At 73.1% G+C, this 17,834-nt stretch carries 19 protein-coding genes; 6 read left to right on the top strand and 13 right to left on the bottom strand.

Translation table 11 applies throughout. The features are described from left to right. Nucleotides 1-10 precede the first annotated feature (10 nt). The 4 genes from ACIBI4_RS06960 to ACIBI4_RS06945 all read right to left on the bottom strand — a co-directional run bounded on the left by ACIBI4_RS06960 (nucleotide 11) and on the right by ACIBI4_RS06945 (nucleotide 4,599). Nucleotides 11-1,942: an amino acid transporter gene (locus ACIBI4_RS06960; RefSeq protein ID WP_399202664.1), complete on the bottom strand. Its 1,932-nt coding sequence runs from the start codon at nucleotides 1,940-1,942 to the stop codon at nucleotides 11-13. A gap of 134 nt (nucleotides 1,943-2,076) precedes the next feature. Further along, complete coding sequence (locus tag ACIBI4_RS06955; RefSeq protein ID WP_399202572.1) at nucleotides 2,077-2,820, bottom strand: DedA family protein; 744 nt, start codon at nucleotides 2,818-2,820, stop codon at nucleotides 2,077-2,079. Beyond that, the gene (locus ACIBI4_RS06950; protein WP_399202571.1) at nucleotides 2,813-3,847 is read right to left on the bottom strand and encodes a lysophospholipid acyltransferase family protein; all 1,035 of its coding nucleotides are present in this window, start codon (nucleotides 3,845-3,847) and stop codon (nucleotides 2,813-2,815) included. The genes ACIBI4_RS06955 and ACIBI4_RS06950 overlap by 8 nt, the downstream gene beginning before the upstream one ends. Then, entirely contained in the window at nucleotides 3,844-4,599 is a 756-nt protein-coding gene (locus ACIBI4_RS06945) for a GNAT family N-acetyltransferase (protein WP_399202570.1), read from the bottom strand. The genes ACIBI4_RS06950 and ACIBI4_RS06945 overlap by 4 nt, the downstream gene beginning before the upstream one ends. Before the next feature lie 268 nt (nucleotides 4,600-4,867). Between ACIBI4_RS06945 and ACIBI4_RS06940 the strand changes: the two genes are divergently transcribed. After that, nucleotides 4,868-6,991, top strand: coding sequence for a tetratricopeptide repeat protein (locus ACIBI4_RS06940; protein WP_399202569.1), 2,124 nt, complete (start codon nucleotides 4,868-4,870; stop codon nucleotides 6,989-6,991). Here ACIBI4_RS06940 and ACIBI4_RS06935 read toward each other — a convergent pair. Next, nucleotides 6,956-8,086, bottom strand: coding sequence for a hypothetical protein (locus ACIBI4_RS06935; RefSeq protein ID WP_399202568.1), 1,131 nt, complete (start codon nucleotides 8,084-8,086; stop codon nucleotides 6,956-6,958). The two genes, ACIBI4_RS06940 and ACIBI4_RS06935, sit on opposite strands and share 36 nt — an antisense overlap. Nucleotides 8,087-8,411: 325 nt before the next feature. On the opposite strand from ACIBI4_RS06935, the gene ACIBI4_RS06930 reads away from it, so the two are divergent. Further along, nucleotides 8,412-8,753, top strand: a complete 342-nt coding sequence (locus ACIBI4_RS06930) for a hypothetical protein (RefSeq protein WP_399202567.1) — start codon at nucleotides 8,412-8,414, stop codon at nucleotides 8,751-8,753. Nucleotides 8,754-8,793: 40 nt separating this feature from the next. Here the strand turns inward: ACIBI4_RS06930 and ACIBI4_RS06925 are convergent, their stop codons facing one another. Further along, a complete protein-coding gene (locus tag ACIBI4_RS06925) occupies nucleotides 8,794-9,219 on the bottom strand; it encodes a heavy metal-responsive transcriptional regulator (protein ID WP_399202566.1) in 426 nt (141 codons plus the stop codon). Between the two features lie 55 nt (nucleotides 9,220-9,274). On the opposite strand from ACIBI4_RS06925, the gene ACIBI4_RS06920 reads away from it, so the two are divergent. Then, a complete protein-coding gene (locus tag ACIBI4_RS06920; protein ID WP_399202565.1) occupies nucleotides 9,275-10,222 on the top strand; it encodes an alkylmercury lyase family protein in 948 nt (315 codons plus the stop codon). A gap of 116 nt (nucleotides 10,223-10,338) precedes the next feature. Here the strand turns inward: ACIBI4_RS06920 and ACIBI4_RS06915 are convergent, their stop codons facing one another. The 3 genes from ACIBI4_RS06915 to ACIBI4_RS06905 form a co-directional block, all read right to left on the bottom strand. Beyond that, nucleotides 10,339-11,508 (bottom strand): YncE family protein, encoded by a 1,170-nt coding sequence (locus ACIBI4_RS06915; protein WP_399202564.1) that lies wholly within the window; start codon nucleotides 11,506-11,508, stop codon nucleotides 10,339-10,341. Beyond that, the gene (locus tag ACIBI4_RS06910; RefSeq protein ID WP_399202563.1) at nucleotides 11,505-12,101 is read right to left on the bottom strand and encodes an ankyrin repeat domain-containing protein; all 597 of its coding nucleotides are present in this window, start codon (nucleotides 12,099-12,101) and stop codon (nucleotides 11,505-11,507) included. The genes ACIBI4_RS06915 and ACIBI4_RS06910 overlap by 4 nt, the downstream gene beginning before the upstream one ends. A 162-nt stretch (nucleotides 12,102-12,263) precedes the next feature. Beyond that, a complete protein-coding gene (locus tag ACIBI4_RS06905; protein WP_399202562.1) occupies nucleotides 12,264-12,827 on the bottom strand; it encodes a heme-binding protein in 564 nt (187 codons plus the stop codon). A 323-nt stretch (nucleotides 12,828-13,150) separates the two neighbouring features. Here ACIBI4_RS06905 and ACIBI4_RS06900 point away from each other — a divergent pair, with 323 nt between their 5' ends. Beyond that, nucleotides 13,151-13,921, top strand: a complete 771-nt coding sequence (locus tag ACIBI4_RS06900; protein WP_399202560.1) for a 2-phosphosulfolactate phosphatase — start codon at nucleotides 13,151-13,153, stop codon at nucleotides 13,919-13,921. Nucleotides 13,922-13,944: 23 nt separating this feature from the next. On the opposite strand, the gene ACIBI4_RS06895 is transcribed toward ACIBI4_RS06900, so the two are convergent. The 3 genes from ACIBI4_RS06895 to ACIBI4_RS06885 are packed head-to-tail and all read right to left on the bottom strand — an operon-like array spanning nucleotide 13,945 to nucleotide 15,406. Then, the gene (locus ACIBI4_RS06895) at nucleotides 13,945-14,433 is read right to left on the bottom strand and encodes a hypothetical protein (protein WP_399202559.1); all 489 of its coding nucleotides are present in this window, start codon (nucleotides 14,431-14,433) and stop codon (nucleotides 13,945-13,947) included. Continuing rightward, complete coding sequence (locus tag ACIBI4_RS06890) at nucleotides 14,430-14,951, bottom strand: RNA polymerase sigma factor (protein WP_399202558.1); 522 nt, start codon at nucleotides 14,949-14,951, stop codon at nucleotides 14,430-14,432. The genes ACIBI4_RS06895 and ACIBI4_RS06890 overlap by 4 nt, the downstream gene beginning before the upstream one ends. Further along, a complete protein-coding gene (locus ACIBI4_RS06885) occupies nucleotides 14,948-15,406 on the bottom strand; it encodes a DUF3995 domain-containing protein (RefSeq protein WP_399202557.1) in 459 nt (152 codons plus the stop codon). The genes ACIBI4_RS06890 and ACIBI4_RS06885 overlap by 4 nt, the downstream gene beginning before the upstream one ends. A gap of 181 nt (nucleotides 15,407-15,587) precedes the next feature. Here ACIBI4_RS06885 and ACIBI4_RS06880 point away from each other — a divergent pair, with 181 nt between their 5' ends. After that, entirely contained in the window at nucleotides 15,588-15,908 is a 321-nt protein-coding gene (locus ACIBI4_RS06880; protein WP_399202556.1) for a DUF6401 family natural product biosynthesis protein, read from the top strand. Nucleotides 15,909-16,006: 98 nt separating this feature from the next. Here ACIBI4_RS06880 and ACIBI4_RS06875 read toward each other — a convergent pair whose 3' ends face one another. Next, on the bottom strand, nucleotides 16,007-16,792 hold the full coding sequence (locus ACIBI4_RS06875) for a hypothetical protein (RefSeq protein WP_399202555.1): 786 nt from the start codon (nucleotides 16,790-16,792) through the stop codon (nucleotides 16,007-16,009). Nucleotides 16,793-16,968: 176 nt separating this feature from the next. Here ACIBI4_RS06875 and ACIBI4_RS06870 point away from each other — a divergent pair, with 176 nt between their 5' ends. Then, on the top strand, nucleotides 16,969-17,802 hold the full coding sequence (locus ACIBI4_RS06870) for a chitosanase (RefSeq protein ID WP_399202554.1): 834 nt from the start codon (nucleotides 16,969-16,971) through the stop codon (nucleotides 17,800-17,802). Nucleotides 17,803-17,834: the final 32 nt, after the last annotated feature.

The following is a 17,834-nucleotide window of genomic DNA, read 5'->3' as shown; positions in this document are numbered from 1 at the left end:
CGGGCGGACCTCAGCCGACGTGCACCCGCGGGCGCCGCTCGCGGTCCGGTTCCGCGCGGCGCAGCACCTCGCGTGTGACCGGTGCGACCTCGCCGTCGCCGAACACCAGGAACCGCAGCAGATGGCTGACCGGGTGACCCTCGGTCCAGTTGAAGTACGCGTGCGGCACGTCGCCCGTGCGGTCGCGCAGCGCGAGCAGCACCGCGGCGATCGCGTTGGGCACGACCGAGGACTCGACGCGCAGCCGCCGCGCGCCGTGCTTCTCGTCGCCGTGCACCTCCAGGTCGGCCGTGAAGTCCGAGGAGTCGCGGATGAAGACCTCCAGGAAGAGGACCGGCCGCCCGCCCGGGATGAACGTCGCCTCGCGCTGGCTGTACTCCTTCTCGCGGTACTCGACGGTGCTGTGCTCCTGCGGCTCGTTGGCGATGATCCGCAGCGGTCCGCCCAGCGCCGCCGCCTCGTCGATGAGCTCCTGTGCCTTGGCGTCGAACGTGATGTGTGCGGTGCGCAGTTCGAACGCGCGGTGCACACGGGAGGCGAACGAGGAGATCATGATCGCGAGGATGAACAGGGCGGCGATCCGGATGCCGTCCGGCCGCTCGATGACGTTGTCGACGAGCGTGTACGCGAGCACCGCCGTGATCACACCGAAGCCGACCGTCCCCTTGCGTTCCCCGGCCTTGCGCGCCGCGGCCGTGCACGCGAAAGCCGCGGACAGCATCAGGACGAGCACACCGGTCGCGTACGCACCGCTCTGCGCGTCGACGTCGGCGTTGAACCAGAGCGTGATGAACACCGCGATGGCCATGAAGATCAGCACGAGCGGGCGCACGGCGAGCGTCCACTGCGGTGCCATGCCGTAGCGCGGCAGATAGCGCGGGACGAGGTTCAGGAGACCGGCCAGCGCCGAGGCGCCCGCGAACCACAGGATCGCGATCGTGGACACGTCGTAGACGGTGCCGAAGGCCTCGCCCAGATGCTCGTGCGCGAGATAGGCGAGCGCACGGCCGTTGGCCTCGCCGCCCTTCTTGAACTCGTCCTGCGGGATCAGGATCGTCGTCGCGAGGCTGGACAGGAGCAGGAAGCAGCTCATGATGACGGCGGCGGTCGTCAGGAGCTTGCGGGTGCCGCGGATCCGCCCGGCCGGGTTCTTGTACGTATCGCTGGGATCGCCTTTGACCTGCGGCATCACCGCGACACCCGTCTCGAACCCGGACATGCCGAGGGCCAGCTTGGGGAACACGAGGACGGCGACGCCGATCATCACCCAGGGCGAGGAGTGCTCCGCGGTCGCCGCGTCCCACCAGTTGTCGATCTGCACGGGCTCGGTGAAAACCTTCACGACCGCCGTCCCGATCACCACGACGTTGAGCGCGAGATAGACCCCGACCAGGATCACCGCGACGCCGATGGCCTCGCGGAAGCCCTTCAGGAACACCGCGCCGAGCAGCGCGATCAGGAACAGCGTGATCCAGGTGTGCTCGCCGTCCAGCCACTGCGGGGCGAACGGGTTCTCCTCCACATGCGCCGCGGCGTCGGCGGCCGACAGGGTGATGGTGATGATGAAGTCGGTGGCCGCGAAGCCGAGCAGGACCAGGACGAAGATCTTCCCCGACCACCACGAGAGCAGCCGTTCCAGCATCCGGATCGACCCCTCGCCGTGCGGCGACTCCTTGGCGACCCGGCGGTACACCGGCAGGGCGCCGAGGAGGGTGAGGCCGATCAGGACGACTGTCGCGAGGGGCGAGAGCAGGCCCGCGGCCAGGGCCGCGATGCCCGGCTGGTAGCCGAGCGTCGAGAAGTAGTCGACACCGGTCAGGCACATGACCCGCCACCACTTGTGGCCGCGGTGCGCCGAGGACGGTGCGCCGTGCGGACCGGCGTGCTGCGCGGTCTGGGCGGTGAGGCCTTCGAGGAGCCAACCGCGGAAGCCGCCGCGCACGGGGGCGTCGGCGGCCGTGGCCTCGGGAGGTTCCACCTCGGTGCCGGTCAAATGCGCTCTCCCTGCGGTCCGCGGGCGACGTGCCACCCGCGGTCCGCGCTGCGCGGAACGTGGGGCCAGTCGTGCTCACATCCTCACGTGGGAGGGCGAAACGGGCGAACGGGGCGCAGGAGTCGCCCCGGAGTCCCGAGGTACGGGCTCATCCGGGTTTGCGCCATTCGGTTGTACGGGGCAGGGGTGCGGGAGTACGCCTCGGGTTCGGGCATCCCCGGGACGCCCTTGTCGTGTGCCGGCCGCCGGCGGCGTACGCACGCCACCGCGAGCGAGACCACGGTGACCACGCCGAACGACAGCAGCACCCCGTGCAGCGGGCGGTCCGTGAACGCCGCGCCGCCCAGCGCGCCCACACAGACCGCGAACACGGCCCACACGGCCGAACCCAGGGCGTCGTACGCGGCGAAGCGGCGCAGGGGATAGCGCAGGGCGCCGGTGGTGAGGCCGACGGCGACCCGGCCGCCGGGCAGATAGCGGCCCGCGGCGATCAGGAGCGGGCCGTGCCGCGCCAGGGCGGAGGCCGCCCACGCGTACCGCCGCCGTCCGCGCTCGCCGCGCAGGAACCGGGCGAGGAGGCGGGGGCCCGCGCGGCGCCCCAGCGCGTGCCCGCCGAGGTCGCCGAGGAACGCACCGGCCGCGGCGAGCACGGTGAGCAGCACGAGCCGGCCGGGGTCCGGGCCGATGAGGACGGCGGCCGTGACGACGGTGGTCTCGCTCGGCATGAAGGGGAACAGGGCGTCGAGGGAGGCGGTCAGGAAGATGACCCACCAGAGCCAGGGGGAGCCGAGGAGGTCCTGAAGGGCCCGGAGGTAGCCGTCAAGCATGAAGGCGGCGGGGAGGCAGGTGCAGGGCGGGCGAAGGCTCGGATGAGGGCGGGGTGGATGAGCGCGGGCCGGATACGGGCGGGGTGGACGAGGGCGGGCTGGATGCGGGCAGGCCGGATGGGAGCAGGTCCGATACGGGCAGGCCCGATACGGGCAGGCCGGAGGCGGGTCGCGCGTGATCGGACGGCGGCGGGGCATGTCCGCACCGGGACGGGGCAGGGTCGGTCGGGGACGGGAGCCTGCGCGGCCCGAGCACGGCGTCCTGTGCCGCGCGGGCCAGGGCCCTGCGGTCCGGCCACGCGTCCGGGTACAGGAGCCCGTGCGCCTCCAGGTGCACGGACAGGCCGTCCGCCCGCGCCACCCGGTGCAGCGACGGCACGAACCCGTCGTCGCCGACGAACGCGGCGACCGTGCTGGGAGCGCCGTCCTGGCGGTAGGAGACGGTGACCGGACGGACCGGCGCCCCCGCGTCGAGCGCGGCCTGGAACATCGCGCGCCGGAACGTGCCCCCGTATGGCGAACACCACGTCGTGGCCTGCGGGAACACCGCCACCGAACGGCCCGCGCGCAGCAGTTCGCGGACCGTGGCGACCTGTTCGGGCAGCCGCCGGAATCCGTCCCGGTCGATGAAGCAGGTACCGGCCCGGGTGGCGAGCCCACCCACCACCGGCCACCCGCCGACCTCGCGCTTGGCGAGCGGAGTGACCGGTTCGCGGGCGAGCAGCGCGACCACGTCGAGCCAGGAGATGTGATTGGCGACGATCAGCGTCCCGGACCGGCCCGGCGCGCTCAACTCGCCGTCGCCGCCGAGCCGTCGGACCCCCAGCGCCGCCAGGACCGCCCGGGCCCGCCGCCGCAGCGCCGCCGGGTCGGCGAGCGCGCCGTGGCCCCGGCCCGCGAAGGCACCGGTCACGGCCGCGCCGAAGGCCGCGTACCGCCGCAGAGCTGTGCCCGCCGGAACGGGCCCGACGCCGTGCGCCACACACCCCGTGGTGCACGGCGACGACACCGCCCAGGCGGTGTTCACCGGTCCTCGCCCAGGAAATAACGGCGGTAGCGGTCGCCGACGTTCGCCATCGGCAGCAGGACGTAGAAGTCGGCGACGCCGAACTCGGTGTCGTGCGCGGGCGCCCCGCACATCCACGCGCCCAGCCGCAGATAGCCGCGCAGCAGCGGCGGCAGATCCGCGTACGAGGGCTTGCCGTCGAGCGGGCCCGCCGGCTGCCACGGGCGGTGCGGGTGCACCCGCAGCTCGGCGGGCGCGGCGTGCTTGGCGGTGCCGAGCAGCCAGGCGCTCGTCGCGGCGCGGCCGCCGTCGTCGAGCGGCACCGAGGCGCAGCCCGCGAGGTACTCGTGCCCGGACAGCAGAACATAGCGGGCGAGCGCCGACCACAGCAGGTTGATCACGGCGCCGGTGCGGTGGTCCGGGTGCACGCACGAGCGGCCCGCCTCGACGAGCTGCGGGCGGATCGCACTCAGTCCGGTCAGGTCGAACTCGCTCTCCGCGTACAGCTTTCCGCCGCGGCCGGGCGGGATCAGCCGGTACGTGCCGACGACCTCGCCGCTGCCGGACTCGGTGACGATGAGATGGTCCGCGAGGGCGTCGAACGCGTCGATGTCCAGGCCGGGTTCGGGCGAGTGCAGCCGCGCGCCCATCTCGCCCCCGAACACGCGATGACGCAACCGCTGCGCGGCGCGCACCTGTTCGGCGGTGTCGGCGATCGTGACCGCGTAGGCGGCGGAGGCGACGGCTACAGTGGACGGTGCAGGACTGGGCATGGTGAAACCTGCTCTCCATACGCTGGGGACGTCCGCGCGCATCGAGTCGCATCGCCCGCGCGGACTGCTCATGTCATGCACGGGCCGTCGAGTTGGCGCTCGACGGCCCGATCCATTCCACCGTGCAGCCGGGCGGTGAACGCGTCAAAGATTTCCGGCAGTTGTCAGGGGAGAATGAGGGGAAGTCAGGGTCGAGTCGGGGGACCTGCGGTGGGCTCACCGGCATGACGTGCGTGAAGCCGCCCTGACGTGCGTGAAGGGGGAGCGCGTGCTGGAAGCGGCGGTCATCGGGGCGGTCGGCTATGTGGTCGGCGGCGTGGCCAACGGGGCGAGCGGTGAGGTGGGCAAAACGCTCGCGATCTCCTTCGGGGCGTGGGTCCGCAGGGTCACGGGACGCGAGGTCCGGGCGCCCATGAACCAGGCCGAGCAGACGGCTCTCCTGCGTACGCTGACGGCGGCCATCGATGGACGGCCCGAACTCGCCGCGGAATTGGAACAGTTCAGGACCCTGCGCCCGGCCCTGAATCCCGTGCGGTCCACGTTCCCCATCCCGACACGCCACTTCCATGACCGCAAGGAAGCGCTGAAGGCGCTCGACAAGGAGGCGGACCGCGCGTTCGACGGCCTCCCGCGGATCGCGCTCGTCCACGGCCCCGAAGGCATCGGCACCAGCGAACTCGCCCGCCGCTGGGGTGCGGCCAACGAGCGCTACCCGGACGGACGGCTCCACGTCGACCTGCGCGGCCCGTCACCGGCCCGCGGCCTCGACGCGGGAGCGGCAGCGGCCCTGCTCCTGGAGCAGCTCGGGCTGGATCCGGGCGACATCCCGGCCGCCGCGTCCGGCCGCTGCGAGAAGCTGCGCTCCCTGCTCTCCGCCGGCAAGCACCTCGTCGTCCTGGACCACGCGCAGTCGGCCGCCCAGATCACCCCGCTCATCACCGCCGCCGACGGCGTGTTCACGGTGGTCGTGGCGCTGCATCCGCCGGCCGGTCTCGACGCCGTACGGATACCGGTCGGCCCGCTGCCCGACCGCGACGCCCGGAAGCTGCTCGGCACCCTCGTCGCCGGACGCGAGTCCGCGCGCCTCGACAAGGCGCTGTTGCGCGAGCTGGACCGCTGCGGCGGGACGCCGTTCGCGGTACGGGCCCTGGCGGCGCGCGTCACGGACCGTGCGTCCGGGGCCGGTGCGCCCGCGGGCGGGGAGGCGAGCGTGCGGGGCGCCGCAGAAGCCGGGTACCGGCTGCTCGGCCCCGACGAGGCCCGCGTCCACCGGCTGCTCGCCCTGCGCCCCTGGCCGTCGTTCGACGCCGCGGCCGCCGCGCGGGCCGCGGACCTGCCGCCCTCCGATGCCGCGCACGCCCTGGAACGGCTCCTCGCGCTCCACCTGATCGAACCGGCGGGCCCAGACCGCTACCGGCACCGCCCGGGCGTCCGCGCCCAGGCGGCACGGGCCGCGGAACCCGGCGAGGAACGCGCCGCGCTGCGCCGCATCACCGACGGGTACGTGGTCTTCGCCCGCGCCACGGCCCACGCCGCGCTGCCCCTGAGCTGGCGCGTCCCGAAGCCTGCCGAGCAGCCGGTGACGTATCCCGGTCCCGGCGCCGCTCTGGAGGCGCTGCGCGCCGAACTGCCCAACCTGGTCGAGGCCGTGCACACGGCCGCACACCTCGACGACGCCGCTGCGGTCATCGCCCTGTGCCGTGCTCTGTGGCCACTGCAGCTGAAGGCCGGACACCACGATGCCGTCCTGGATGCGCTGCGGACCGGGGTGCGGGTGGCCGAGGAGACGTCAGCGTCTGCCCGCGATGCGGCCGCACTCCACCTCCAACAGGCGCTCTCCCTCACGGAGTTGCGCCGCTGGGACGAGGCCGAACCGGAGGCCCGCGCCGCCGCGCGCGCCGAACGGGCCGCGGGGCATACGCGCGGGGAGGCCTCCGCGGTCGAGTTCCTCGGACTGCTGCGGCTGCGGCAGTGGCGCTTCGAGGAGGCGTACGTCTGCTTCGAGGACGCCGGACGCGTTCTCGACCGGATCGGACCGGACGACGAAGGTGCCGCGGACCTGGCGCGCGCCCGCGCCCTGCTCGCCCGGCACACGGGGAGAGCGCTCGGCGGGCAGGGGCGGCACGCGGAGGCAGCGGCCCAACTGGAGTACGCCCTTCGGGAATTCATCGACACCGGCGACGCCTACAACGCGGCACGCACTCGCACCGACCTCGCCGAGATCCTCCTCGTCGCGGGCGGTCCGGCTGCCGCCCTGCCCCACCTCGACGCCGCCCTGATGACCCTGCGGGCCGAGGGCGCGCTCCAGCACGTGGCCTGGCTCGAACGGCTGCGGGAGCGCGCGGCCTCCGCCGGCTCAGCCGCCGATCCGGGTGACGCGCACGGCGTGTGACCGGTCGCCCAGGCGCACCTGAAGCCCCTGGGCGACCAGCTCGTCGACCGCCTTGCCGCCCGCGATCCAGGCGTGCAGCGCGCATCCGTACGCCACCGGATCCGCGTCCGCCGTACCGGATCGCGGGTCGGCGGCGAGGTGCAGGAGCTGGCCGTCCCGGGTGCGGGCCGTGGCCGTGTGCGGGGTGTCGGCGTGCACGGCCACGGCGCAGCCGGGCAGACGCTCCAGCGTCCCGGCGGCCCATACTTCCGCCGGTTCGAGACGCGGATCGTCCGGTGCGCCGGTGCGGAACACCAGGTCGGCCGAGGACAGCACGCCCCGGTCGCGGGTCTCCTCGTGGACCGCGGTGAACACATCCCCGGTGCCTTCGGGTTCGTACGCCGGGTCCGCGTACCGCGTCACGGTCACTTCGCCGGGTGCGGTGATCCGGGTCAGGACGCGCTGGGGTGCGGTGATCGCGGCCGGTTCGTACGGGGGCAGCGGAAGCCGCCGCAAGGTCGCGGCGTAGGCGGGCTCGGGGAGGTCCATCAGCTCGTGGAAGAGGCGCCGCAGCCGGGCCGCCGACTTGCCCGGCTGGGACGTGGTGAGGTGTGCGGGGCCCGCGGGCGGCGGGCCGAGCGCGTCCAGCTGGGGGCGCAGGGGTGCGCGCGGGTCGAGGCGTGGTGCCTCCCGTACGAACGCGGCGGACGGCGAGTGCGGGTCGATGGTGGACAGCGGCCAGGCGCCGAGCAGGACCGGGGTGCCGAGCGCGGCGGCGTAGAACGACACCGAGCCGTGGTCCCCGATCACCGTGTCGGCCGCGATCAGCGCCTGCCGCCAGCCGTGCACGGGGTCGATGAGCGTCAGACCGGCGCGCATGGCACGGTCGAGCCAGGCGCGGACCTGGCCCGGGCCGTGTCCGTGCCAGATGTTGGGGTGCAGGACGGCCGCGAGCCGGTACTCGTCGACGGGGAGTTCGGTGCTCAGGCGGGGCAGCAGCGCCGGCAGGATGTCGCAGTCGTCGCCCGCCAACGAGCCTGTGCCCCAGGTGGAGTTGAGCAGGACGAGCCGCTGGCCGGGGCGGACGCCGAGGGCACGGCGGTACGTGGCGCGCAAGTGGCGGTGGTCGAGGATGCGGTCGAAGCAGGGGTCACCGGCGAGGACGGCGGTGCCGGCCGCCTCGGGGCAGGCGGCGCGCAGCCGGTCCAGCTGTTCGGGGTGCGAGAGGACCAGGGCGTCGGCGAAAGGGCGGCCTTCGTGGAGCAGCCACGGAGCGCCGAGTCCGAAGACGGGATGCCCGGCGTCCGGCTGTCCCGCCCTCGCCCCCGGACGTCCGGTGTCCGGTGTCCGGTGTCCGGTGTCCGGTGTCCGGTGTAGCCAGCTTCTTAGCGTATCCGACGCCGTGCGAAAGTATGGCCAATTTCCCTGAAATATCCGGGAGTTGACCGCCGAAACTGGCCGAGACGGCGAGATCCACGGGCGTGGCCAGCGCCTGCTCCCACGGCAGCACGGGCACCCCGACGGCCGCGAACAACTCGTCGACGCCCGCCATGAACGCGGACGATCCGGTGCAGGTCGCGAGCAGCTGCACGCGCTCGTCGCCGTCGAAGAGGCCGAGCACGTCGAGCAGCCGGGTCGCGGAGGTGACGTTGTGCACGACGAGGAGCACGGTGCGGCAGTCGCCGCGCGTCACCCAGCGTCCGGCGTCGGCTCCGACGGGCACCCGTATCCACGCGTCCCGGCCCTCACCCATCCGCTGCCCCCGCCCGTTCCGGCCTCGTGATCGCCGACGTGATCCCCGATGTGATCGCCGACGTGAGCGGTCACGATAGCCCGGTCGGCGTGCCGGTCAGGGGCGGGGTGAGGATCGTGCAGACGCCGGCTTCCGCGCACTCGGCCGGGTCGGTTTCCGCCGCGCGGACGGCGAGGGCGCGCAACGTGCTGCGGGTGCGGCGGAGTTCGCGCAGGCGCTCCTCGATCTCGGCGAGGTGGTCGTCGATGAGCCGGGTGACCTCGGCGCAGGGCGCCTGGCCGCGGTCGCGCAGGGTCATCACCGAGCGGATCTCGGCGAGCGTGAGGCCCGCGCTCTGCGCCTCGCGGACGAAGGCGAGGCGTTCCACGGACTCCTCCGGGTAGTCGCGGTAGCCGCCCGCGGTGCGGGGCGGCGCCGGGAGAAGGCCGGCCTGTTCGTAGAAGCGGAGGGTCTTGGCCGTCAGTCCGCTGCGGGCCGCGAGGTCGCCGATGCGCATACGTCAAGGCTACGGCCTTGACCTTCCAGTGCACTGGAAGGTCTACGGTCGCGGAATGCGGATCACGATTCTGGCGGTACCCGGGTGTCCACACGTTCCTCTGGCCCGCGAACGCGTCGTCGCTGCCCTGGACGGCCGTGACGTCCCGGTGGAGACCGTCGCAGTGCACGACGCGGCGGAGGCCGCGGAGCTCGCGATGGCCGGCTCGCCGACGATCCTCGTCGACGGCGTCGACCTGTTCGCGACGGCAGGAGCGGCGGGCGCCCTGGCCTGCCGCCTCTACCGCGCACCGGACGGCACGCTCGACGGCGCACCCTCGGTGGAGCAGCTCCGGGCGGCGCTCTCCTGCGCGGGCGCCTGCTGCGACGATGACGTGTCCGCGCTGGTCGGCCGCGGCGGACAGGGCCGCGTCGCGCCGGAGGACGGCGGACTGCGCGCGGTGCACCAGGCGGTGCTGCGGCATTTCGCCGCGACCGGTGAGGCGCCCGGCGCGGAGGCGCTGGAGCCCGCCGCCGCCGCCCACGGCCGCACCGCGGCGGACGTCCTGGCGGACCTCGCGCGCGAGGACTTCCTCACCGTGGACGCGCAGGGCGCGATCCGTGCGGCGTACCCCTTCTCGGCCGTACCCACCGCGCACCGGGTGCTGATCGGCGACGTACCGGCCTGGTCGATGTGCGCGATCGACGCGCTCGGCATCCCGGCGATGCTCGGCCGCGACGTGACCATCACCTCGCGGGACCCGGTCAACGGGCGGTCCGTCACCGTGACTTCACGGTCCGGGGATCTCGCCGCGGACCCACCCGGCGCGGTTGTCTTCGCGGGACAGCCCGCCGGGGAGGGCACCGCGGAGGACCTCTGCTGCGGGACCCTCAACTTCTTCACCGGCCCCGCGAGCGCGAGTGCCTGGCGTGCGGCGCATCCGGAGGTACCGGGCCGGGTCGTGGACCTGCGGCGCGCCCAACGGATCGGCACCGAGGTGTTCGGACCGCTGCTGCGGGACTGAGGACGGCGGGGCGAGGGCCCGTCATCGCGGACGGCGCCCCATCCCCGTACCAAGGACGAGGCTGCTCGGTGAACTCCCGCCGGAGTCCACCGAGCAGCCCACCGCACCCCTGCGGGTCACAGCACGGCGATGCCCAACGGGCGCTCGCCTGCGGGCAGCCGGCGGGTGTCGCCGCTGTCCAGGTCGACGACGGAGATGCCGTTCCAGTAGCCGTCGCGGGTGAAGCCGCCGGTCACGTACGCGGTGTCGCCGTCCGCCGAGACCGCCACGTCCTCGTGCGGCCCCTCGAGCGGGATCACCTTCTCCTTGCCGTCCGGGGAACGGACGGTGAGGGAGGGACCCTCGTCGCTGCTCGGGTCGATCGGACCGGTGCCCACCGCGAGGAGCGTGCCGTCCTCGGTGATCTGCGCACCGTGCTGATGCGTGTTCGCGGTCATCTTCTCGATCGCCGACTTCCCGGTGTCGGGGTCGACGACGACCAGGCGCTCGCCCTCGAACGGCAGCAGCAGCTTGCCGTCCGACGGCCGTACGGCCGTGTAGTGCGGCTTCAGCCAGGAACCAAGACCGCCCTCGGTTCCGTACGGGGCGACCTCGATGCGGCGCGTATCCATCGACGCGGGGTCGACGACCGTGACGTCGAAGGAGTCGTGGTCGGTCGCGTAGACCTGCTTGCCGTCACGTGACACATCCACGTCGAAGGGCCGCCGGCCGACATCCGCGGTGTCGGTGACCTTGAGGGACTTGGTGTCGACGGCCTCGACGGTGCCGTTGCCGCCGGGCACGTTGACGCCCACGTACACCCGCTTGCCGTCGGGGGCGAGCGCGATGCCCATGCCGCCGCCGCGGTACTCGCCGTCGGTCACCGGACCGAGGTTCCCCGTCTCGTACGGGATGAGGGCCAGGCGCTTGCGCTCCTGCGTGTCGACCACGGCGACGCCCTCGGCGGTGGCCACCCAGGCGCGGCCGTCCTCCCCGACGACCAGGCCGTACGGGGCCTCGCCGACCTTCACGGAGTCGATGGCGCCCTCGTCGGGGTCGACGAAGGTGACGGTGTCGGCGCCGAAGTCCGCGACGAGCAGCGTCCCCTCGGGCGTCTTCGCCGGGGAACCGTCCGCCTCGGGTTCGAGGGTCACCGAGGCGGACGGAGCGGGCGGGGGCGTCGCGGAGTCCGCGCGCGAGTCGCTCTGCGAGCAGCTCGTGACCAGCGCGGCGACGCTCAGCGTGACCGCGGCCGCGGACAGGAGGCGGGGGGTACGGCCCTGGGCGCGTACGGCGCGGCGGTTCATCGGACGGCCCTCAACAGGCCCGCGATCTCCTCGAAGCCGCGGCGCTCCGCGTGTTCGAGCGCGGTGACGCCGTCGCTGTCCGGGAGTCCGGGAGTGGCCCCGGCGGTGATCAGGAGCTCCACGATCTCCTGGTGCGCGCGGCCGCCGTCGCCGAGGATGACGGCTTCGAGGAGAGCGGTCCAGCCGAGCCGGTTGACGTGGTCGACGTCGATGTCCGTCTCGCGCAGCAGCGCGCGTACGTAGTCCACGTGGCCGCGCTCGGAGGCGGGGATCAGGGAGATCCCGCCGAAGCGGTTGCGGAGCTTCAGGTCGGGGCCTGCGGGCAGCAGCACCCGCATCATGCGGACACTGCCGGTCACACCGGTCACCAGCCAGGGGCTGTCGGACTGCTCGTCCTGCGCGTTCGGATCGGCCCCCGCGGCGACCAGCGCCTCGGCGGCGGCCACGCAGTCGTCCGCCGCCGCGATGAGCAGCGGAGTGCGGCGGTGCTCGTCACGGTGCTCGATATCGGCGCCGTCGGCGAGCGCGGCGCGCACGGCGCCGGCGTCGTCCGAGAGGACGGCGGCCCTCAGGGCCCGGTCGGCAGGGGACATGATGCTGCTCCTCGTGTGGGGGTCGTACGGCGCGGGACGCGATGGACGGTCGCCCCTCTCGCGCTGTGCGTGCGCCCCGTCGGGATCCCGGAGCGGATCCCGACGGGGACGGTATGACCGACGGCGTACGCCGAGGGGGGCGTGGCACACGCCGTCGGCTGCTTACTCGGCCAGCTCGGCGACGCCGGCCTGGGCGATCTTCTCGTCGATGTCGCCGGACGGGGCGCCGGCCACACCGATGCCCGCGACCGGGGCGCCGTCCACGGTGACGGGGGCGCCGCCGCCGAGGAACAGGGTGCCCGGGATGTCCTTCAGGGTCGGGGCGTTCTCGAGACGCTTGACCAGCTCGGAGGTCGGGGCGTTCCAGGAGACGGCCGTGAAGGCCTTCTTCTCGGCGGCCTCGTACGACTGCGGGCCCGCACCGTCACCGCGGAGGGTGAGGATGGTGTTGCCGTTGCGGTCGACGACCGCGACGGAGACGCGCTGGTTCTGCTTCTTGGCCTCGTCGAGCGCGGCCTCGGCGGCCTCGGTGGCGGCCTCGATGGTGAGGTGGTTCGTCTGCATGACGTTGCCCTCGGCGGCATCGGCCGCGACCGCGGCAGGAGCGGCGGAGTCGGTGGAAGCACCGGCGGAGTAGACGCCGAAGCCGCCGCCCGCGATGGCGACGGCGAGCGCGCCGCCGGTCATCACACGCGTGCGCCGGGAAACCTTCTTGACGTGCTTCATGTACCGATCTCCTGAGTCCAAGGGTTCGGAGGGGCCCGGCCTTGCGGGCCGCCCGTTGACAAGAACCATCGTGTCCCCGCACCCCCCTCTCCCTCTTCGGCGTACCGGCTGCGACTGGAGCCCGGGACGGTTGACAGGGGAGTCAGCCGATCGGTTGATGCGGAGGGCGGTGGGGTGTGCCGGGTGCGGCGCAATGTCGGTGTTCTGCCCATTGTGGTGATACGTGACCGGGCGGCGAACTGTCATGGTGGATCGGCGCGTTGGACCCCCGCAGTGCCAAGTGCGCTGGCGCGACACCGACTTCCCCGGCAAGATCACTGCCTGTGGGTGACGACTTCGGACAGACCGGTCATGGTGTGCGCTTCGAGTGGGGACCCGAGGGCGCGCGCGAGCTCGCGGGGCGGGCCGCCTGCCTCGTGGTCGTGGACGTGCTCTCGTTCACGACCTCCGTGACGGTCGCTGCGGACGCGGGCACGCGGGTGATCCCGTACCGATGGCGCGACGACTCCGCAGTCGGATTCGCCGAACGGGCGGGCGCGGCCCTGGCGGTCGGCCGGCGGGCGGTGAGCGCGTCCACGCCGTGGACCCTGTCACCGGCGGCGCTGCGACGCGCCCCGTTCACACCGCGTCTGGTGCTGCCGTCGCCGAACGGCTCGGCGATCGCGGCGGCTTGCGCCGAGGCGGGCCACGCCGAGACCGCGGTGGTGGCCGCCTCGCTGCGGAACGCGGGCGCGGTCGGGCGATGGCTCGGGCGGCAGGGGTACGGGAGCGTCGCCCGGCCCGTCGCGGTGATCGCCGCGGGGGAGCGGAGGGCGGACGGCAGCCTGCGGCCCGCGCTGGAGGACCTGCTCGGCGCGGGCGCGGTGATCGGCGCGCTGGCGTCGTACGGAGGCGTGGCGCCCTCGCCGGAAGCGGCGGCGACAGCGGCGGCCTTCGCAGGAACCTCTGACGTGGCCGCCGCGGTCCAGGACTCGGCGTCCGGGCGGGAGTTGACCTCTGGCGGCTTCGCCGAGGACGTCGCCATCGCGGTCGAACGGGAGGCGAGCCGGGTGGTACCGGTTCTCACGGAGGGCGCCTTCACCGACGTCGCGTGAGGGTCGGCGCCTCCCGGGGTTCCTCACCCGCCCACGCGTTCCGCCAGTCTTGCCATCGCCCGCGACAACTCCGACGCCGTGCCGAACGGCACCACCGCCGGGGAGCGCCCCGGGAACCGGAGCCGTACGCCACCGGTCAGCGCGACCCGCGTCCTGCCGCCGGCCACCGGAACCGCCGCCATCCCGATGACCAGGAACCGGCTCTGCAGCCAGCACCAGCCGGGCCGCACGAACCCGCGCAGATGCGCGGAGAACCCGTACTTGCTCCGGGCCAGCGCCTCGACCCGCTCACCCGCGACCCGCAGCACCCGCACGCGCCGCATATCGGGCTGGAACCGCCCGAACTCCCCTTCCAGATCTGCCATCACCGCCCACACGTCGTCGTACGGAGCGTGCAGCACCTGTTCGACGACCCGCGCCCCACGCACCCCGGCGGCCATGATCCGCAGCCGCTGCACGGCATCGACGCCGTCCCCGGCCGCCCCTGCCTCGCTCACCTGGTGTTCGCTCATGCGGACCACGCCTTTCGGAAGCTGAGCCGGGCCCGGTGCAGCCGGGACTTGGCGGTGCCGGTCGGCACGCCGAGCAGCGCGGCAACGGTCTCCTCGTCGAGGCCCTCGACGTCCCGCAGCACGAGGACGGCGCGGTGCGCGGGCGAGAGCCGGGCCAGTACGTCGTCGATATCCGCAGCGAGCTGGGGATCCCCGCGCTCGGGGACCTCCGCCAGCTCCGCGGGCCGGTCCCGCGCCGCCCGCTGCGCGATCCGCACGGCCTCCCGTACGGCGATGGCCCGCACCCACCCGTACACGGCCTGCGGATCCTTGAGTGAACGCAGCGAGCGGAACACGACGAGCAGCGTCTCCTGTGTCGCGTCCGGGCCGTCGGCGAGCGCGATGGGCCCGCAGATCCGGGCGACGTACGGCGTGAGCCGGTCGAGCAGCTCATGCAGTGCGAGCGTGTCCCCGTCCCGCGCCGCCCGCGCGAGGGCCGCGGCCCGGTCGGCGGCTCCGGTCCCACTTTCGATGCTCACCGGACGGACGCTTCCCTCCGGGGCAGCACGATCCAGCGGGCGACCAGCCATCCCAGCCCCAGACAGACGGGTGTGTACACCACCAAGTTGAGCCAGTGGAACACCGGTCCGGCCCCCTCGCCCATCCCGCCGGCCCACGCGACCCCGGCCAGCCCCCGCACCACCAGCCCGCCGGCCACGGCGCAGGCCACTGCGCGGGACACCCGCCCGCCGACGCCGTACGCGTACGCGAGCACCCCGCTCGCGGCGCCGAACAGCAGCAGCGCAAGGGGCACCACCACGGACGGAGCGAACGAGACCTCCGCACCGATGACCGCCCGGGACAGCGCCTCCTGATCGCCCGCGGGCCACGTCATCCCGGTCGCCCAGTACAGATGCGCCACCCCATCGACCCCGAGCACTCCGGCCACCACCCGCCCCGCCCACTGCCGCCGCCGCTGCGCCGACTCAACCATGAGGTCCCCCTTGGGTGTTGGTGAAATGCCGACACCTTGAGGAGGGGGCGAGGTGGGGGAACGTTCCGTGAGGCGTGCGTCACATTGCGTGGAGTGCCGTCAGGTCCGGGGTGCCACGCAGGTGACAAACGGCACCCGTCCCTCCGTATGCATCCGCCCCCTCACCTCGTAACGTGGAGGAATGTCCCCACTTGCCCGGGTCAGCGAGGCGTATGGCGTGCGCTTCGCCGAATTTGCCTTCGAGCCCGCCTTCACCGCCGCGGTCGACCAGCATGTGTCGGAGATCCGCGACCGGCTCGAGGTCACCGGTGCCGCCCTGGAGCCGCCCGCGCCGGACGCCGGGCTGCTCGCGGACTATGCCCTGGGCTTCCTCGACGCCCTCGACGAGACGGGCTGGCGCGAACCGGTGGGGCACGACTACGCGGTGTGCCGCCTCACCGCCATCAGCTGGCTGGTGAGACGGCACGGCCTGCTCGGTGAGGGTCCGTACGCCGCGTACTGACTCGGGCCGTTCGCCGCGTACTGACTCGGGCCGTTCGCCGCGTACTGACTCCGGGCCGTTCGCGACCTACTGACGCAGCCCGTTCGCCACCTGCTGACTCACTGTTCGGTGGTCTTCCGCTCCTGTACCGGCTGGTTCGCCATGGCGTCCTCGCGGCCCGCCTGGTAGGCGTCGACGCTGCCGCGCGCCTTCGCGGTCTCCTCCTCGGCCTTGCTCAGCCAGCGCTCCCAGCGCTGGCGCATCGGTCCGATCATGCCGCCGCCGACACCGACGATGAGGATGCCCGCCGCGGTCGCGAGCGCCGCGATGAGGACCGGCTGCGTGACGGACACGGCGATCCCGGCCTGGCCGAGCGCCGCGATGACGCCCAGGACGACGATCGCGGCCCAGACGATGGTGCCGATGGTCTTCCCGTACGAGACGGAGGACAGGGCGCTGGTGACGATGTCGCGGACGATGTTCGCGACGGCCATGGCCACCACGACGAGCACGATCGCCACGATGCCGCGCGGGATCCAGGCGACGATGCCGTTCAGCATGGTCGAGACGGGGTTGCTGCCGAAGACACCGAAGGCCAGCTGGAGCGTGATCAGCAACAAGGCGAAGTAGACGACCTTGCAGATGATCCCGGTGGTGTCGTACTTCGAGCCTTCCAGCATCTTGGCGGAACCGGCCCGCTCGGCGAGCTTCTCCGATCCGGCCTTGCGCAGCACGCGGTCGAGCACCCGCGCGATCATCTTCGAGACGAACCAGCCGATGGCCAGCACGATGAGGAAGCCGACCAGCTTCGGCACGAACTGCGCGACCTTCGACCAGGCGTCGTTCAGGCCCTGGGTGAAGTCGATGGCAAGGGTGCCGGCCAGTACGTTGGCGGTCGCTGTCATGAGTGGTACCTCCACTCAGTGAGGTCGGCGGCCGGGCGTGGCCGGCACCGCCGAAGGTGTGCCCCCCTCGTTTTCCTCCTCCCTTCTGGGATAGCACGCCTCGGGCGCCACGGCCTCCTGAAGGCCTCGCTGTCCGGTCCGCGAACCAATCGGCGGCCGAGGTCGTTGGACCGGGCATGGAACAGTCCGGTCACCGCCACCGCCGTCGCAGGTCCGTCCTGGGGATCGTCCTCGCCGCCCTGCTCGCCGCCGTCCCCGCGGTGATCCTGCTGAACACCAGCCGCGCGGACGCGCCGAGCGGGCTCGACGACCCCGTGAAGAAGGAGATCGCGATGCGGCTGATCTCCAGCGCCGAGAACGCCTCGCTGCAGTGGACCGAGCAGTACGACTACATCGAGGACATCGGCGACGGCCGCGGCTACACCGCGGGCCTCGTCGGCTTCTGCACGGGCACCCATGACCTGCTCGTCCTCGTCGAGCACTACACCCGCCAGGTGCCCGGCAATCCGCTCGCGCCGTACCTGCCCGCCCTGCGCGCGGTCGACGGCACCGACTCGCACGAGGGCCTCGATCCCGGCTTCACCGACGCCTGGAGGAAGGCGGCGCGGACGCCCGAATTCCAGGCCGCACAGCGGCACGAGCGCGACCGGATCTACTTCGACCCGTCGGTCGCGCGGGCGAAGAAGGACGGGCTGCAGGAGCTCGGCCAGTTCATCTACTTCGACGCGTTCGTCATGCACGGCAGGTCGGGCTTCGACACGATCCGAGCCGAAGCACGCGCGAACGCGAAACCACCGGCCGAGGGCGGGGACGAGACCGCGTACCTGCACGCGTTCCTCGACGCCCGCGTCCGCGAGATGCGAACGGAGCCCGCGCACGAGAACACCACCCGCGTGGACACGGCGCAGCGCGTGTTCCTGGACGACGGCAATCTGCGCCTGGACACACCGCTGGAGTGGCACGTGTACGGCGATCCCTACGAGGTTCCCGAGGACCCCACCCCGTCGTAGCAGGCATCAGCCGAGCCGCCGACGGCCCCATG

The organism is Streptomyces sp. NPDC050418, from assembly GCF_044458745.1.
In the GTDB taxonomy this organism is placed as follows: domain Bacteria; phylum Actinomycetota; class Actinomycetes; order Streptomycetales; family Streptomycetaceae; genus Streptomyces.
Note: the sequence above shows the minus strand (reverse complement) of the source record. Positions and strands in the feature narration are given on the sequence as shown.

Coding starts and splice junctions, on each gene's coding strand:
- ACIBI4_RS06955 (WP_399202572.1), bottom strand. CDS start 2,820: ATGCTTGACGGCTACCTCCGGGCCCTTCAGGACCTCCTCGGCTCCCCC.
- ACIBI4_RS06895 (WP_399202559.1), bottom strand. CDS start 14,433: ATGAGCGAACACCAGGTGAGCGAGGCAGGGGCGGCCGGGGACGGCGTC.
- ACIBI4_RS06925 (WP_399202566.1), bottom strand. CDS start 9,219: ATGCGCATCGGCGACCTCGCGGCCCGCAGCGGACTGACGGCCAAGACC.
- ACIBI4_RS06915 (WP_399202564.1), bottom strand. CDS start 11,508: ATGAACCGCCGCGCCGTACGCGCCCAGGGCCGTACCCCCCGCCTCCTG.
- ACIBI4_RS06920 (WP_399202565.1), top strand. CDS start 9,275: ATGCGGATCACGATTCTGGCGGTACCCGGGTGTCCACACGTTCCTCTG.
- ACIBI4_RS06875 (WP_399202555.1), bottom strand. CDS start 16,792: ATGACAGCGACCGCCAACGTACTGGCCGGCACCCTTGCCATCGACTTC.
- ACIBI4_RS06880 (WP_399202556.1), top strand. CDS start 15,588: ATGTCCCCACTTGCCCGGGTCAGCGAGGCGTATGGCGTGCGCTTCGCC.
- ACIBI4_RS06910 (WP_399202563.1), bottom strand. CDS start 12,101: ATGTCCCCTGCCGACCGGGCCCTGAGGGCCGCCGTCCTCTCGGACGAC.
- ACIBI4_RS06905 (WP_399202562.1), bottom strand. CDS start 12,827: ATGAAGCACGTCAAGAAGGTTTCCCGGCGCACGCGTGTGATGACCGGC.
- ACIBI4_RS06945 (WP_399202570.1), bottom strand. CDS start 4,599: ATGCCCAGTCCTGCACCGTCCACTGTAGCCGTCGCCTCCGCCGCCTAC.
- ACIBI4_RS06870 (WP_399202554.1), top strand. CDS start 16,969: ATGGAACAGTCCGGTCACCGCCACCGCCGTCGCAGGTCCGTCCTGGGG.
- ACIBI4_RS06885 (WP_399202557.1), bottom strand. CDS start 15,406: ATGGTTGAGTCGGCGCAGCGGCGGCGGCAGTGGGCGGGGCGGGTGGTG.